Source organism: Crossiella sp. CA-258035 (genome assembly GCF_030064675.1).
Classification (GTDB): domain Bacteria; phylum Actinomycetota; class Actinomycetes; order Mycobacteriales; family Pseudonocardiaceae; genus Crossiella.
Genome location: NZ_CP116413.1, coordinates 4,762,509 through 4,776,950 on the forward strand (window position 1 = coordinate 4,762,509; position 14,442 = coordinate 4,776,950).

The following is a 14,442-nucleotide window of genomic DNA, read 5'->3' on the forward strand; positions in this document are numbered from 1 at the left end:
TCGGATCAGCCGAGCTGTTCGGCCAGTTCGATGATGATGCCCTCCGGACCGCGGAGGTAGCAGATCCGGAAGCTGTTCTCGTAGCGCACCACTTCGCCGACGAGTTCGCCGCCGTGCGGCCGCAAGCGGTCGAGCAGCTCGTCGAGGTCCTGGACCGAGAACAGGATGTGCCGGATGCCGAGGGCGTTCGCCGGGGCGCTCGCGTCGCCGGCGGGGCTTGCGGGCGTGTGGTATTTGCACAGTTCGAGTCGGCTGTTGCCGTCCGGGGTGCGCAGCATCGCGACGTCTGACCGGACTCCGGGCAGTCCGACGATGCGGTCCACCATGGGGCCCTCGACCGGCATCTCGCCTTCCAGCTCGAGTCCGAGCTCGACGAAGAAGGCTACGGCGGCGGCGAGGTCGTTGACGACGATGCCGATGTGTTCCATGCGCTGGATCGTCATGCCGGTCTCCTTGGTGGGGGCGGCTGGGGCGGCCGCGTCTGGTCCTGGGACGGAGCCGTTGGGCGGGTCTCGACATCGGTGGCGGGGGTTGGTTGGTTCAGTCTTGGCTGTATGGTTCTGGGTGTGCTGAAGTGTGAGACGCGGGAGGACGCGCTGGCCCGGCTGGGGCGGGCGCTGGCTGATCCGACTCGGTGTCGCATCCTGGTCGCGTTGCTGGACGGGGTGAGTTATCCGGCGGTGCTGGCCGAGCGGTTGGGGCTGACCCGCTCGAATGTCTCCAATCATCTGGCCTGCCTGCGGGGTTGTGGTCTGGTGGTGGCCACTTATGAAGGCCGCCAGGTCCGCTACGCGCTGGCCGATGAGCACCTGGCCCGCGCGTTGCGGGAGCTGGCGCAGGTTGTGCTGGCGGTCGACACGGGGCAGCCCTGCCTCTCCTCGGACGGGGAGGGCACGGCGTGAGCCGCGAGCAAGCCACGACCGGGGACTGCGCGGACGGGTGCTGCGCCGCCACTCCCCCGGCGGCGTCCCCGGGACGGCGAGCGGTGCTCATCCGGCGGGTGCGGCTACTGGTGGCCGCGACGATCACCTACAACGTGGTCGAGGCCGTGGTGGCGATCACCGCGGGGACCCTGGCCTCCTCCACCGCGTTGATCGGGTTCGGGTTGGACTCCGTCATCGAGGTGGCCTCGGCGGTGGCGGTGGCCTGGCAGTTCTCCGGCCGCGATCCCGAGGGGCGGGAGCGGGCGGCGTTGCGGGTGATCGCGCTGTCGTTCTTCGCGCTGGCCGCTTATGTCACGGTCGAGTCGGTGCGGGCCTTCGTGGATGCCGAGACCGCGGCGCATTCCACGGTGGGGATCGTGCTGGCGGCGGTGTCGCTGGTGGTGATGCCGTTCCTGTCGGCCGCGCAGCGGCGGGCGGGGCGGGAGCTGGGGTCGGCCAGTGCGGTGGCCGACTCGAAGCAGACGCTGCTGTGCACCTACCTCTCCGGTGTCCTGCTGGCAGGGTTGCTGCTGAACTCGCTGTTCGGGTGGTGGTGGGCTGATCCGCTGGTGGCGTTGGTGATCGCGGCGGTGGCGGTCAAGGAAGGCCGGGTGGCGTGGCGGGGTCAGCACTGCTGCTGAGTGGCGAATGGGGCTTGACCTTCGAGTCGGGTTGAAGGTCTACCGTCGGGTGGTGAGCGCGATGCGGATCTCCCAGCTGGCTGAACGCAGCGGTGTCCCGGCCAGCACCCTGCGGTTCTACGAGAGCGCCGGGCTGCTGCCCGCCGAGCGGACACCGGCCGGATACCGCCACTACGGCCAGGACGCGGTGGAGCGACTGGAGTTCATCGGGGCGGCCAAACACCTGGGACTGTCGCTGGAGGAGATCGCCGAGTTGCTGGCGGTGTGGGAGTCCGGGTTCTGCGCGGAGGTCAAGGCACAGCTGCGGCCGCGGATCGGCGCGCGGATCGCCGGTGCCGAGCAGCGGGCGGCGGAGCTGGCGGCGTTCACCGCGCTGCTGCGCCGGGCGCTGGCGCACCTGGACGCGCTGCCCGACCGCGGTGGCCGCTGTGACCCGCAGTGCGCCTTCCTCGACACCGACACAGACACAGACACCGATGCCGACGCAGCCCGCGACACCGACGCGGATTCCGCTGGCGACGCGGCGGGCAGCGAGCGGTGGCGCACCGCGCCGTTGGCCTGCTCGCTGACCGAGGCGGGTGTCACCGAGCGGGCGGCACAGTGGCGGCGACTGCTCGACGGTGCGGGCACCGAGGCGATCGCGGAAGGGGTGCGGCTGGTGCTGCCCGCTGGGCGGGCCGGGGAGGTCGCCGCGCTGGCCGTCGATGAGCAGGGGTGTTGTCCGTTCTTCGACTTCCGGCTGCACCTGGACGGTCCGGTGCTGTACCTGGAGGTCCGCGCGCCCGCCGACGGGGCGGAGCTGCTCGCCGAGTTGTTCACGCCCGCCGCCTGATGGAACGCCACCAGGTCGCCATCTACCTGGGCGCACTGGCGGCCGGGGCCGCGGCAGGCTGGGCCGTCCCGGCCGTGGGGCCGGGGCTGGAGTGGGCCATCAACCCGGTGCTGGGTGCCCTGCTGTTCGTGACCTTCCTGCAGGTGCCCGTGGCGGAGCTGGGGCGTTCGCTGCGGGACGGGCGGTTCCTGGCCGCGGCGCTGGTGGTCAACTTCGTGGTGGTGCCGCTGGTGGTTGCCGGGATGTTCGCCTTCCTGCCCGGTGAGCGGGCGTTGCGGCTGGGGGTGTTGCTGGTGCTGCTGACCCCGTGCGTGGACTACGTGATCGTCTTCAGCGGACTGGCCGAGGGCAGCAGCCGACGGCTGCTCGCGGCCACGCCGGTGCTGCTGCTCGCGCAGCTGGTGCTGCTGCCGGGGTTGTTGTGGCTGTTCCTGGGGTCGGAGCTGGGCCAGGTGGTGCGGGCCGGGCCGTTCCTGGAGGCGTTCCTGGTGTTGATCGTCATCCCGCTGGCGCTGGCCTGGCTCACCCAGGGCTGGGCGGCTCGGCGCGCGGCCGGGCGGGCGGTCGTCGCGGCGCTGGGCACGGCCATGGTGCCGCTGATGGCGGCGACGCTGGCGATCGTGGTGGCCTCGCAGGTGCCCAGGCTCGGCGCGGGGCTCGCCCAGGTGGCGGGGGTGGTGCCGTTCTACGTGGTGTTCCTGGTGGTGATGGCCTTCGCCGGACTCGGCGTGGCGCGGTTGTTCCGGCTGGATGTCGCGGCTGGGCGGGCGATCGTGTTCACCGGGGCCACCCGCAACTCCCTGGTCGTGCTGCCGCTGGCGCTGGCCCTGCCCGACTCGCTGGCGCTGGCGGCGGTGGTCGTGGTCGCGCAGACCCTGGTCGAGGTGGTCGGCATGGTGGTCTACGTGCGGGTGGTGCCCCGGCTGCTGCCGGCGCGGTGAAGCGGGCCGTCCCGCGCGGCCTGGGGTGGCGCGGGACGGCCCGGGCGTGGTCAGCGGCAGGTGCCGCCCTGGGTGGTGATGGTCGGGTTGAGCGGGTCCCGGTAGTCCAGCGTGGTGGTGGACTGGCATTCCGGGTAGCTGATCTCCAGGTGGCCCTCGTGGCCCCGGCTGCGCAGGATCGGGCCGGAGACCAGGGGCGCGCTGGTCCAGTTGGCCACCGGCTGGCCGTCGATGGACTTGATCAGAGTCTCGTAGTTGTCGCCGGTGGTGAGCTTGAACTGGTAGCGGCGGCCCTCGGCGGTGGTCATGGTGCCCGCCGACTGGTTGGCGATCTCGGTGGTCAGGTTCGGGTTGCGCTCCCTGGTGCGGGTGTGGAAGGCGGCGAAGTCCATGGTGGTGGACTCCACCGCGTGCAGGACGCCGACCGTGCCGTGCGCGGGGTTTCCGCTGTCCACGCTGTTGAGCGCGACGTACACGCCCAGGTTCCCGCAGGCCGGGGTGTTGAGGTTGAGGAACTCCCAGCGGGCCTCGGTCACCCGCTGCGCGCATTCCCGCAGGAACTGCGGCACGCTCAGGCGCAGGCCGCAGGCGAAGCCGTCCTGCACGCAGGTGTTGACCCGGTCCCGGTCGGCGGGGCCACCGCTGTTGTGGAAGCCGTCGAAGCGGATCAGGTCATCGGCGCGGGTCTCCCGGCCCGGGGAGTTGCCGGTGGGCATCAGGGTGGTGGCCTGGGCCCGGCCGTAGAGCTTGGGACCGCGGAGCTCGTCCAGGCCGTAGCCGCTGTTGCCCCAGATCCCGCCCGCGGTGAGCTGGAAGGACGGTGAGCTGCGGTAGACCTCGATGCCCGGCATGGCGCTGTCGGCGGAGAAGCTCAGCTTCGGCCGCGCGCCGTGGTGGAAGGAGTGCTGGTAGGCCGCGCCGGACTTGTCCATCGCCCGGTGGATCGCGGTGCGCGGCGGCACATAGCCCGACACCCCGACGATGAGCGCCTCACCGGTGAAGTGGTGCGGGATGCGCCCGCCGGTGTTGCCCGCCAGACCGGTCCACAGCAGGAAGAAGCCGGTCTGCGGGTCGGAGTTGCCGGTGTAGTAGCTCTGGTTGTCGGCGTCGGCACGGTCGGTGATCCGGCGGAACGGCCCGGCCCGGCGCAGCTGGTTGCTGCTGAGGGCGAACTTGGTGGTGGCGTAGTCGAGCACGATCTGGGCCGCGGTGCGGATGGCCGGGTCCTGGGCGTGGTCGAACAGGTTGAGCAGCGCGTTGAGCGAGTACCGCTGGTAGGGGCGGGCGTTGTACTCCATGAAGTCGTGCTTGGCGAAGAGTTGCAGCAGCCGCAGCAGGTGCTCGCGCATGCCGTTGGCCACGTTGTCGTAGCGGGCGTCACCGGTGGCCTCGCGCAGCCGTTGGTTGCTCAGGTAGCGGGAGCTCTCGATGAGCAGCCGGTGGTTCTCCGTCTCCGGCACGTTGACCAGGCCGCAGACGGTGATCTTCTCATCGTCCACCGAGTGCGGGCCGTGCTCGCTGAGCAGGTGGTGCAGCAGGTGCTTGCGGGTCAGCGGGTAGACCAGGTCCCAGTACTTGCTGGTGATCACCACCAGGCTCTTGAGCACCGCGTCGTAGTCGGCGTCGCGGTGGCAGGTCGGGATGTCGTCGGTGGAGGATCCGGTCAGGTACGGGCGCATCTGCCGCAGCACCCGGTTGACCAGCTCCTGGCTGGGCGCCTGGTTCTCGCACTGACTGCCCGCGCCCTTGCGGCGCAGCCGTTCCAGGTGCGCCATCAGCGCGATGCCGGTGTCCTCGCCCGCCTTCTCCCCGGTCGGGCTGAGCACGCTCTGGCAGGCCTGGTAGTCCGCGACCAGCTCCCGGCGCTTGTCCAGGTGCCGGGGCGCCTCCGCGGGGGTGGTGGCGGTGACGCCGGTGAGGTCGACGCCGCCGGGGAAGCGCACCGTGGTGCTCACCCGCTGGGTCCAGCCCTGGCGGCACTGCGCGCCGCCCAGGCTGTTGTCGCAGCCCTCGACCTCCACACCGATCTCCCCGCCGACCTCGGCGTTGAAGCTGTAGAAGCCTTCCCGCCGCCGGTCCTGCCGGTACCTGACATCCGCCTGCTTGGCCTCCCGGCCCGGCTGGTACCAGCGCACGATGAAGAAGTCGTAGAAGTAGCCGTCGGTGGGTCCCCACTCGACGTGGACCCGGCCCTTCACCGAGTAGGCAGCCACCACCAGGTTGCCGCCCTGGCCTGGCGACTCGGCGAGCTGGCCGTGCTGGAAGCTCTGCACCCGGCCCTTGGGCGCGGTCACCGCCGCACCGGTCGGGCAGCCGAGCTTGCCGGTGGCCCCGCCCATCTCCCGCCAGCGCCGGCCGAGCGTGCCCTCCACCGCCGCGCCCGGGCAGCCGGTCGGGGTGGCGCCGGTGTCCGGCAGGGTGACGCTGACCGGGATGGCCGCGCCCTGGTCGCACTTGTGCCCGGACTGGCCGGGCAGCTTGTCGCAGCCGGTGACGGTGAAGTCGTAGCGGCCAGGGCCGCGGGTCAGCGGCATGGTGAAGGTGCCCCAGGTGCGCGGGCCGCCGTAGACGTCCTCCACCCTGGACAGGCCGTTGTGGAACCAGCCGATCAGGAAGCCGTCGTAGTTCCACGGGTCGTTGGTGGGACCCCAGTCCACGGTGACGTCGTTGTGCACCCGGTAGGCCGAGACGACCAGGTTCGGGCCCTGGTCAGGGGACCAGACGACCTCGCCGCGCTCGAAGGACTGCTTGCGGCCGCGGCGGCCGGGCACGTCCTGCTCCTGGCTGGTCGGGCAGCCCAGCGGGCCCGCGCCGGAGTTGAGGTCCTGCCAGCGCTGGCCGATCAGGCCGCCCGCGGTGATCGTGCAGGTGACCACGGGCGCTACCGGCTCTGCGGCGGGTGGCTCGGGTGGTCTGGGCTGGGCCGTGGCGCTGGCCGTGAGCGTCCCGGCGGCCAGGGCTGATGCGAGCAGCAGCCCCCACCAGCGCCGTGCGCGCGTTCCTGACACCGTGTTCTCCCCTGGATCTCGTCCTGGCCGATCTGGCAGGTGTTGCCGAGTCTCGGGGCGAGCGGGGTTGTCCGGGCAGGGGTTCGCCGTATCCCAATCGACGGGGAAACCGGGGATACCGGCGGTGAGCTGGGCGGGGAGGGGTTCTACGGGGCCGGTCCCGTGGGTGCCGGGACCGGCCCCGTAGAGGCTTACTCGATCACATCGGCAGCTGGTCGCGGAAGAACTTCCGCACATCCGCCACGAACAGCTCCGGCTCCTCCATGGCCGCGAAGTGCCCGCCGCGGGGCATCTCGCTCCAGTGCGACAGCGTCGGCTGCTGCTTCTCGGCCAGCCGCCGCACCGGCTGGGTGAGGTCGTGCGGGAAGACCGCCACACCCAGCGGGCAGCTCAGCGCGGGCTGGCTGCCCCAGGCGCGGGCGGACTCGTAGTACAGCCGCGCGGAGGAGCCGGCGGTGCCGGTGAGCCAGTACAGCATCACGTTGGTCAGCAGGTGGTCGCGGTCCACCGCGTCCTCGGGCGCGGACTCGGAGTCGGTCCACTCCTTGAACTTCTCCGCGATCCAGGCCAGCTGCCCCACCGGGGAGTCGGTGAGCCCGTAGGACAGGGTCTGCGGCCGGGTGGACTGGATCTTCATGTAGCCCGACAGCTCGTCCTGGTAGCGGCCGAGGGTGGCCAGCCTGGCCCGCTCGTCCTCGGTCAGCTCGACCTCGGGGTCGGGCAGGGTGATCAGCATGTTCAGGTGCACCGCGTGCACGTGCCCGGGGTCGGCCGCGCCCAGCGCCAGGCTGATCGCCGAGCCCCAGTCCCCGCCCTGGGCGAAGTAGCGGTCGTAGCCCAGCCGCCGCATCAGCTCGGCGAAGGCATTGGCCACCCTGGCCACGTTCCAGCCGGTCTCGGTGGTGGGGCCGGAGAAGCCGTAGCCGGGGATGGAGGGCAGCACCAGGTGGAAGGCGGGGCTGCCCTCGGGGGCGCCGTGGCCGCGCGGGTCGGTCAGCGGGCCGATCACGTCCAGGAACTCCGCGATCGAGCCGGGCCAGCCGTGGGTCATGATCAGCGGCACCGCATCCGGCTCCAGGGAGCGGATGTGCAGGAAGTGCAGCCGGTGGCCGTCGATCTCGGTGGTGAACTGCGGATAGCTGTTGAGGCGCTGCTCGTGGGCGCGCCAGTCGTAGCCGTGCCGCCAGTGTTCGGCCAGCTCGCGCAGGTAGCCGAGCGGGACCCCGTAGTCCCAGCCCGCACCGGGCAGCTCCTCCGGCCAGCGGGTCAGGTCCAGCCGCACGTGCAGGTCGTCCAACTGGGACTGGGGGATGTCGATGCGGAAGGGGGCGATCTCGGTCATGACACCACCGTAGGCAGCGAAGAGGACAACTTCGGTCCTCTGTGGTCAGCGGTTACGCCTTGGCCGCCGCTTTGGCCGCCTTCTTGAACTCGCGGACCTCGGTCAGGGTGGCGGTGTCCACCACGTCGGCCACGCTGCGCCGGGCGCCGTCCTCGCCGTAGGCGCCCGCGGCCGCGCGCCAGCCCTTCGGGGTGATGCCGCGCTGCTTGCCGAGCAGGGCCAGGAAGATCCGGGCCTTCTGGTCGCCGAAGCCGGGCAGCGCCTTGAGCCGCTTGAGGACCTCCTTGCCGTCCGGCTCGCCCTCGGTCCACAGCCGCTCGACCTGGCCGTCGTAGTGCTCCACCAGGTATCGCGCCAGCTCCTGGAGGCGCTTGCCCATCGAGCCGGGGAAGCGGTGCACCGCGGGCGGGGTGGCCATCACCGAGGTGAACTCCTCGGGGTCCAGCTCGGCGATGCGCCGCACGTCCAGCTCGCCCAGCCGGTCGGCGAGCACCCTGGGGCCCTTGAACGCCTTCTCCATCGGGATCTGCTGGTCCAGCAGCATGCCGAACAGCAGCGCCAGGTGGCTCTCGGTCAGCAGGGCGTCCGCGGCCGGGTCCTGGGCCAGGCACAGCGTGCGAGTCATGGCGACAAGGATGGCAGTAGCCTCTCGCGGGTGCCTCCCTTGGGTGTGTTCCAGTGCGTCGTCCTGGACTGTCCGGCCCCGCGCCGACTGGCCGCCTTCTACCAGGAACTGCTCGGCGGCGAGGTCAACCGGCCGGACCGGCGGTGGGCGGTCAACGCCGACTGGTCCACCCTGCACCTGCCCGACGGCCAGGTGCTCTGCTTCCAGCGCCAGCCCCGGCACCAGCCGCCGGTGTGGGGCGATCCGGCGCGGCCGCAGCAGGCGCACCTGGACATCGACGTGGCCGACCTGGCCGCCGCGCACGAGCGGGTCCTGGAGCTGGGGGCCACCCTGCTGGACGGCATGCTCGGGCGCGGCTGGCAGGTCTACGCCGATCCGGCTGGGCATCCGTTCTGCCTGCTGGGCCACTGACTGCTGGACCGCTGACCTGGGCTGATGCCTGTTGCCACGGGTGTGGCACCACAACTGGGGTGGTCAGCGGGCCAGGCCGCGCACGATGACTTCCAGGCCTGCCTCGTAGCGGCGGTCGAAGTCGCTGAACAGCTCCTTGCCCGCGGCCACCGCCAGCGGGGTCGCCCCGGCGTCCATCCGGGCGGCGCGGGTGGCGAAGTCATAGCTCGGATCGCGCTCGCCGGGGCGCGGCTGCACCGCCTGCTCCTCGATCACGAAGCCGACGGTGAAGTGGTAGACCGTGGTCAGCGCGATGATCGCGGCGGAGAGGCTGAACCCGGCGGCGGTGAAGATCGCCAGCGTGCGCTCCATCGAGGCGTAGGCGCTGGTGTCGGTCAGGTGGGTGCCGGCCACCATGCGCGCGCCGTCGCGGTGGGTCAGCAGCGCGCGGCGCAGGCCGTGGCCGTTGCGCCGGGCCACTCCGCGCCAGTCCAGCCCGGCCCACTCGGCCTCCGGGACCTCGGTGGCCGAGCGCAGCACCCGGGTGGCCATCTCGTCGACGAGCTCCTGCTTGTTCTTGAAGTGCCAGTACAGCGCCGGGGCCTGCACGTCGAGGCTGGCGGCGATCCGGCGCAGGGTCAGCGCGTCCAGGCCGACCTCGTCGAGCACCGCCAGTGCGGTGCGCACCACAGTGTCGCGATCCAGAGCCATGGTTGACAGCTTAACGCCGTTCAAGCAACCTTAACGACGTTAAATTGAACGTCGTTAAGGAGAGCTCGTGCTGCCCGTCCTCATCGCAGGCGCCGGACCCACCGGCCTCACCCTGGCCATCGACCTGGCCCGCAGGAACATCCCGTTCCGCCTGGTCGACGCCGCCACCGAACCCTTCGCCGGATCTCGCGGCAAGGGCATCCAGCCCCGCACCCAGGAGGTCTTCGAGGACCTTGGCGTGCTGGCACGCCTCCTGGCCCACGGCGGCCCGTATCCGCAGATGCGTGCCTATCGCGGCACCGAGGTGCTCGGGGACCACCGGCTGTTCGAACCTCGCGAAGCCACCGACGCGGTGCCGTACCCGAACGGCCTGATGAGCCCGCAGTGGCGCACCGAGTCGCTGTTGCGCGAGCGCCTGGCCGAACTGGGCGGCGCGGTGGAGTTCGGCACGCCGCTGACCGGCTTCACCCAGGACGCCGACGGGGTGAACGCGACCGTGGGCGGGCACACCGTGCGCGCCTCCTACCTGGTGGGCGCGGACGGCGGCCGCAGCTTCGTGCGCAAGACCCTGGGCGTGGACTTCCTCGGCGAGACCATCGAGACCCAGCAGATGCTCGTCGGCGACCTCCGGCTCACCGGCCTGGACCGCGACTTCTGGCACGCCTGGCCCGGTGGGTCCGGGCCGCTCGCGCTGTGCCCGCTGGCCGGGACCGACACCTTCCAGCTCATCGCCCCGCCCCCGGACGGCGTCGAGCTGCCCACGCTGGCCGGGTTGCAGGAGCTGGTCACCGCCGCGACCGGGCGGGCGGACCTGCGGCTGACCGAGCTGATCTGGCTCTCCCGGTACCGGGCCAACGTGCGGATGGTGGACCGCTACCGGGTCGGCCGGGTGTTCCTGGCCGGGGACGCCGCACACGTGCACTCCCCCGCCGGTGGTCAGGGACTCAACACCGGCGTGCAGGACGCCTACAACCTCGGCTGGAAACTGGCCGCGGTGCTCTCCGGAGAGCCGGATGAGCTGCTGGAGACCTACCAGGCCGAGCGGCTGCCGGTGGCCGCGGACGTGCTGGGGCTGAGCTCACGGCTGGTCGAACGGGACGCCGCCGAGGGCATCCGGCGCGGCAAGGAGACCGACCAGCTCGACATCAGCTACCGCGGCGGGCCACTGGCACCGGCGGGCTGGCAGAGCGCGACCGGGCTGGCCGCCGGGGACCGCGCGCCCGATGCCCGGCTGGCGGACGGGCGGCGGTTGTTCGAGCTGTTCCGCGGGCCGCACTGGACCCGGCTGGAGTTCGGAACCACCTCGGCCACTCCTGAGCTGACCAGCCAGAACGTGCGCACCGTGGTGATCACCGAGGAGTCGGTGCGGGCGAGCTACGGCGTGCCGGAGGGCGCGGTGGCGCTGGTGCGGCCGGACGGCTACCTCGGTGCGATCGAGGTGTCCGCGCGCGCCGCTCACACTGTGGGCTGATAGGTGCCGAAGCACCACACGTTGCCCTCGAGGTCGGTGGCCGCGTACTCCCTGGACCCGTACGGCTGGTCGGTCAGCGGCATGATCACCTGCGCCCCGGCGGCCACTGCCCGGTCGTGGTGGGCGTCCGGGTCGGCCACCACGAGGTAGAGCACGCTGCGGCCGGTGTCGAACGGGCTGGGCTCAGCACTGCGCTGGCTGAGCATGATCAGCCCGTTGCCCCAGGTCAGCTCGGCGTGCTCGATCATGCCCGCCGGGGACCGGGAGACCGACTTCTCGGTGAAGCCGAACACCGTGGTCAGCTGGGTGACCGCGGCGTCGGCGTCGGTGTAGCGCAGGGTCGGGTAGATGCTGGGTGGGGTCATGGCCTGACGGTAGCTAGAACAGGCTGATCTGGCGCGGCTTGCGCTTGCGCGGCACCGCCTCGCCGTGCCGCGCCAGCAGGTCCGCGCCCAGCACCGCCAGGAACGGCGACACCGGCAGCGAGCGCTCGGCGCCGTGCCGGTGCCGCTGGGCGGCGTGGCTGAGGTAGAGCCGGTCCTGGGCGCGGGTCATGCCGACGAAGAACAGCCGCCGTTCCTCCCGCACGTGCTCCTCGTCGACCCCGGCCGCGCCCTGCCAGCGCAGCGGCAGCAGCCCGTCCTCGCAGCCGATGAGGAAGACCACCGGGAACTCCAGTCCCTTGGCCGCGTGCAGGGTCAGCAGCGAGACCCGGTCGGCGCGCGGATCGAGGGCGTCGACCTCCGCGCCGAGGGACAACTCGGTGCGGAAGGCGTCCAGGTCGTGTTCGTGGCGGCGGGTCAGTGGAGCGAGCAACTCCAGCGCGGTGTGGATGTCGGCCTCGCGTTCGGCCAGCTCGGCGGCCGGGATCCGGCTCAGCGCGGTGATCGCGGCCGCCCGCACCCTGGCCGCGACGTCCTGGGCCGCGCCGGGGTCGGTGAAGGTCAGCTCGCGCAGGATCTCGGCCACCCCCGGCCGGTGCAGCAGCCGGTCGTGCGAGCGCTTCTGGAACGGCACCCCGGCCCTGGTCAGCGCCTCCACCACGGCGCGAGCCTGGCTGTCGGTGCGGTACAGCACGGCGAAGTCGCTGAAGGACAGCCCGCCGTCGCCGTCGCCGTCCACCCGGCCGCTGTCCAGGGAGTGGAAGGAGGAGCCGCCCAGCAACTGGTCGATGGTGCGCGCGACGAAGGCGGCCTCCGCGGTCTCGTCCGCGGCGGTGTGCAGGCCGATCGGCGCGTGCTCGGCGTGGCTGCCGCAGGCCAGCAGCTCGCGGCCGGGCACCAGCGTGGTGGGTTCGATGGCCTGGCGGGCCCCGGCGATGATGTGCTTGCCGGAGCGGTAGTTGCGGGTCAGCTGCACGGTGGCCGCGCCGGGGAAGTCCTGCTGGAAGCGCAGGAAGAACCTGACGTCGGCGCCGCGGAAGCGGTAGATCGCCTGGTCGGGGTCGCCGATGGCGGTCAGGTTGGCCCGCTCCCCGGCCAGCAGCCGCAGCAGCCGGTACTGGAGCTCGTCCACGTCCTGGTACTCATCCACCGAGATCCACCGGTAGCGCTCGCGGTAGGCCGCGGCCAGCTCCGGATCCTCCTCCAGCAGCCGCACGGGCTGGCTGATCAGGTCGTCGAAGTCGACCAGGTCCCGGGCGCGCAGGGTCTTGGTGTAGCTCTCCCGCACCTGGGGGTCCCAGTCGGTCTTGCCGTCCAGGAACTCGCGGGCGGTCTTCTCCGCGCCGGTGACCTCGGTGAGGATGGCCAGCTGCGCCTCGGTGCCGGCGATGGTGAAGTTCGGCGAGAGGCCGAGGCGTTCGTGCAGCTCACGCAGGAAACGCACACCGAGGGCGTGGAAGGTGGAGATGGTCAGCCGCCCGGCGTGCCCGGGAGCCAGCAGGGCCAGGCGTTCGCGCATCTCCTCGGCGGCGCGGCGGGTGAAGGTGATCGCCAGGCACTGCTCCGGCGGCACGTCGTGCGTGGTGACCAGGTGGGCCAGGCGGTGGGTGAGGGTGCGGGTCTTGCCGGTGCCCGGTCCGGCGATGATCAGCAGCGGGCCGCCGAGGCGTTCGGCGGCGGCGCGCTGGTCGGGGTCGAGGCCGTCGAGCAGGGACGCCGGCGCCGGGGATTCGGGCGCGGCGGGCATCGGAACGGCGGCAGGTTCGGGAGCGGCGCGCACCGGGTCGGCGGCGAGTTCGGGCGCGGGCTGCGGCTCGGCGGGCGGGTCGGGATCCACGGCGGGACGCGGCTTGGGCTTCGGTTCGGGTTCCGTCGCGAACAGGCTGTCCTCGAACAGCGAGAAGGAGTTGGCCTCGGTGCGGCGGCGCAGCTCACCCGGCTCGAACAGCCGGATCACCCCGTACTCCCCGTCGTAGCCGGAGTCCCTGATCACCGTGCCCTGCCGCAGCCGCCCGATCGCCTCGCCCAGCAGCTCGTGCTGCTCGGCGATCAGGTGCAACGGCACCTCGTCCAGGATGGTCAGCTCCGGGCCCAGCGCGGTGGTCAGCGCGTTGAGCGCGGTCTGCACCTTCTTCGACTTCGGGCCGACGCCGAGGATCTCGCTCATGATCTCCGGCAGCGGCACCAGGCTGCGGAACCCGGCCGCGCCCTCGGGCCGGTAGCCCAGTGGGCGGTCGGCCAGGTCGTTGACCCGGCTGAGCACGCCGACGGTCAGCGGCTTCTTGCACTCCGGGCAGCGTCCGTCGTGCGCGCGGGTCTGCGCCGGGTCGAAGCGGACCTCGCACTTGCGGTGCCCGTCCAGGTGGTACTTGCCCTCCTCGGGGAAGAACTCCGCGGTCCCGGCGAAGCCCTCACCGGTCTCCAGCGCGCGGCGCAGCGCGAAGTAGTCCAGCGCGGTGTCGAAGACGGTGGCCTCCCGGCCCAGCATCGGCGGGGAGTGCGCGTCGCTGTTGCTGACCAGGCGGTACTTGTCCAGGCCGGAGACCTGCCAGTTCATCTCCGGGTCGCTGGACAGGCCGGTCTCCACCGCGAAGATGTGCTCGGCCAGGTCCAGGTAGCAGTCCTCGATGGCGTCGAAGCCGGACTTCGAGCCCAGCACCGCGAACCACGGGGTCCACACGTGCGCCGGCACCAGGTAGCCGTCCGGGCTGGCCTCCAGGGTGATCTCCAGCAGGTCCCGGGAGTCCAGGCCGAGGATGGGTCGTCCGTCCGAACCCAGGTTGCCGATCTTGCCGAGACGCTGGTTGAACCGGGCCACGGCCTCAAGATCGGGCAGGTAGATCAGGTGGTGGACCTTGCGGGTCTTGTCACCGCGCTTGTAGATGGTGGAGATCTCCACCGAGAGCATGAACCGGACGTCGGTGCCGGCGCAGCTGCCGGGCAGGGTCCGGTCGATGTCGCGGTCCAGCTCCGGTTTGAGCCGGTAGAGCCCGGGTTCGGCCGGTTCCAGGGTCTCGGACAGGCGCGCGAACCAGGCCGGGTGGGTGAAGTCCCCGGTGCCGACTAGCGCGATGCCCTTGCGCCTGGCCCACCAGGTCAGGTGTTCCAGGTCGCAGTCACGGCTGCAGGCGCGGGAGTACTTGGAATGGATGTGCAGGTCAGCGTAGAAGCGCAC

The 14,442-nt window shown here is 71.7% G+C and carries 13 protein-coding genes; 6 read left to right on the plus strand and 7 right to left on the minus strand.

The features are described 5' to 3' along the window. Positions 1-5: 5 nt before the first annotated feature. Positions 6-443: a VOC family protein gene (locus tag N8J89_RS21740; protein WP_283658829.1), complete on the minus strand. Its 438-nt coding sequence runs from the start codon at positions 441-443 to the stop codon at positions 6-8. 123 nt (positions 444-566) lie between these two features. Between N8J89_RS21740 and cmtR the strand changes: the two genes are divergently transcribed. The 4 genes from cmtR to N8J89_RS21760 all read left to right on the plus strand — a co-directional run bounded on the left by cmtR (position 567) and on the right by N8J89_RS21760 (position 3,337). Then, entirely contained in the window at positions 567-902 is a 336-nt protein-coding gene (gene cmtR / locus N8J89_RS21745) for a Cd(II)/Pb(II)-sensing metalloregulatory transcriptional regulator CmtR (protein ID WP_283658830.1), read from the plus strand. Next, positions 899-1,564 carry a cation efflux transmembrane domain-containing protein gene (locus tag N8J89_RS21750; RefSeq protein ID WP_502868315.1) on the plus strand — a complete coding sequence of 222 codons (666 nt, stop codon included), beginning with the start codon at positions 899-901 and terminating at the stop codon, positions 1,562-1,564. The genes cmtR and N8J89_RS21750 overlap by 4 nt, the downstream gene beginning before the upstream one ends. 61 nt (positions 1,565-1,625) lie before the next feature. Continuing rightward, entirely contained in the window at positions 1,626-2,396 is a 771-nt protein-coding gene (locus tag N8J89_RS21755; protein ID WP_283666221.1) for a MerR family transcriptional regulator, read from the plus strand. Further along, complete coding sequence (locus tag N8J89_RS21760) at positions 2,396-3,337, plus strand: bile acid:sodium symporter (RefSeq protein ID WP_283658831.1); 942 nt, start codon at positions 2,396-2,398, stop codon at positions 3,335-3,337. The genes N8J89_RS21755 and N8J89_RS21760 overlap by 1 nt, the downstream gene beginning before the upstream one ends. A 50-nt stretch (positions 3,338-3,387) precedes the next feature. On the opposite strand, the gene N8J89_RS21765 is transcribed toward N8J89_RS21760, so the two are convergent. From N8J89_RS21765 to N8J89_RS21775, 3 genes are all read right to left on the minus strand, one after another. Beyond that, positions 3,388-6,345 carry an LGFP repeat-containing protein gene (locus N8J89_RS21765; RefSeq protein ID WP_283658832.1) on the minus strand — a complete coding sequence of 986 codons (2,958 nt, stop codon included), beginning with the start codon at positions 6,343-6,345 and terminating at the stop codon, positions 3,388-3,390. Positions 6,346-6,544: 199 nt separating this feature from the next. Beyond that, positions 6,545-7,687: an epoxide hydrolase family protein gene (locus N8J89_RS21770; protein WP_283658833.1), complete on the minus strand. Its 1,143-nt coding sequence runs from the start codon at positions 7,685-7,687 to the stop codon at positions 6,545-6,547. Positions 7,688-7,739: 52 nt separating this feature from the next. Next, positions 7,740-8,312 carry an HhH-GPD-type base excision DNA repair protein gene (locus tag N8J89_RS21775; protein ID WP_283658834.1) on the minus strand — a complete coding sequence of 191 codons (573 nt, stop codon included), beginning with the start codon at positions 8,310-8,312 and terminating at the stop codon, positions 7,740-7,742. Between the two features lie 30 nt (positions 8,313-8,342). Between N8J89_RS21775 and N8J89_RS21780 the strand changes: the two genes are divergently transcribed. Next, the gene (locus tag N8J89_RS21780; protein WP_283658835.1) at positions 8,343-8,723 is read left to right on the plus strand and encodes a VOC family protein; all 381 of its coding nucleotides are present in this window, start codon (positions 8,343-8,345) and stop codon (positions 8,721-8,723) included. A gap of 63 nt (positions 8,724-8,786) precedes the next feature. Here N8J89_RS21780 and N8J89_RS21785 read toward each other — a convergent pair whose 3' ends face one another. Beyond that, positions 8,787-9,413: a TetR/AcrR family transcriptional regulator C-terminal domain-containing protein gene (locus tag N8J89_RS21785; RefSeq protein WP_283658836.1), complete on the minus strand. Its 627-nt coding sequence runs from the start codon at positions 9,411-9,413 to the stop codon at positions 8,787-8,789. Between the two features lie 67 nt (positions 9,414-9,480). Between N8J89_RS21785 and N8J89_RS21790 the strand changes: the two genes are divergently transcribed. Next, positions 9,481-10,884 carry an FAD-dependent oxidoreductase gene (locus N8J89_RS21790; protein WP_283658837.1) on the plus strand — a complete coding sequence of 468 codons (1,404 nt, stop codon included), beginning with the start codon at positions 9,481-9,483 and terminating at the stop codon, positions 10,882-10,884. Here the strand turns inward: N8J89_RS21790 and N8J89_RS21795 are convergent. Both N8J89_RS21795 and N8J89_RS21800 read right to left on the minus strand, forming a co-directional pair. Beyond that, positions 10,869-11,249, minus strand: a complete 381-nt coding sequence (locus N8J89_RS21795; RefSeq protein ID WP_283658838.1) for a VOC family protein — start codon at positions 11,247-11,249, stop codon at positions 10,869-10,871. The genes N8J89_RS21790 and N8J89_RS21795 overlap by 16 nt on opposite strands. A 13-nt stretch (positions 11,250-11,262) precedes the next feature. After that, the gene (locus N8J89_RS21800; protein ID WP_283658839.1) at positions 11,263-14,442 is read right to left on the minus strand and encodes a UvrD-helicase domain-containing protein; all 3,180 of its coding nucleotides are present in this window, start codon (positions 14,440-14,442) and stop codon (positions 11,263-11,265) included.

Excerpts from the sequence above, each read along its gene's own strand:
- N8J89_RS21770 (WP_283658833.1), bottom strand. The coding sequence starts at position 7,687 with ATGACCGAGATCGCCCCCTTCCGCATCGACATCCCCCAGTCCCAGTTG.
- N8J89_RS21785 (WP_283658836.1), bottom strand. The coding sequence starts at position 9,413 with ATGGCTCTGGATCGCGACACTGTGGTGCGCACCGCACTGGCGGTGCTC.
- N8J89_RS21795 (WP_283658838.1), bottom strand. The coding sequence starts at position 11,249 with ATGACCCCACCCAGCATCTACCCGACCCTGCGCTACACCGACGCCGAC.
- N8J89_RS21775 (WP_283658834.1), bottom strand. The coding sequence starts at position 8,312 with ATGACTCGCACGCTGTGCCTGGCCCAGGACCCGGCCGCGGACGCCCTG.
- N8J89_RS21740 (WP_283658829.1), bottom strand. The coding sequence starts at position 443 with ATGACGATCCAGCGCATGGAACACATCGGCATCGTCGTCAACGACCTC.
- N8J89_RS21760 (WP_283658831.1), top strand. The coding sequence starts at position 2,396 with ATGGAACGCCACCAGGTCGCCATCTACCTGGGCGCACTGGCGGCCGGG.
- N8J89_RS21755 (WP_283666221.1), top strand. The coding sequence starts at position 1,626 with ATGCGGATCTCCCAGCTGGCTGAACGCAGCGGTGTCCCGGCCAGCACC.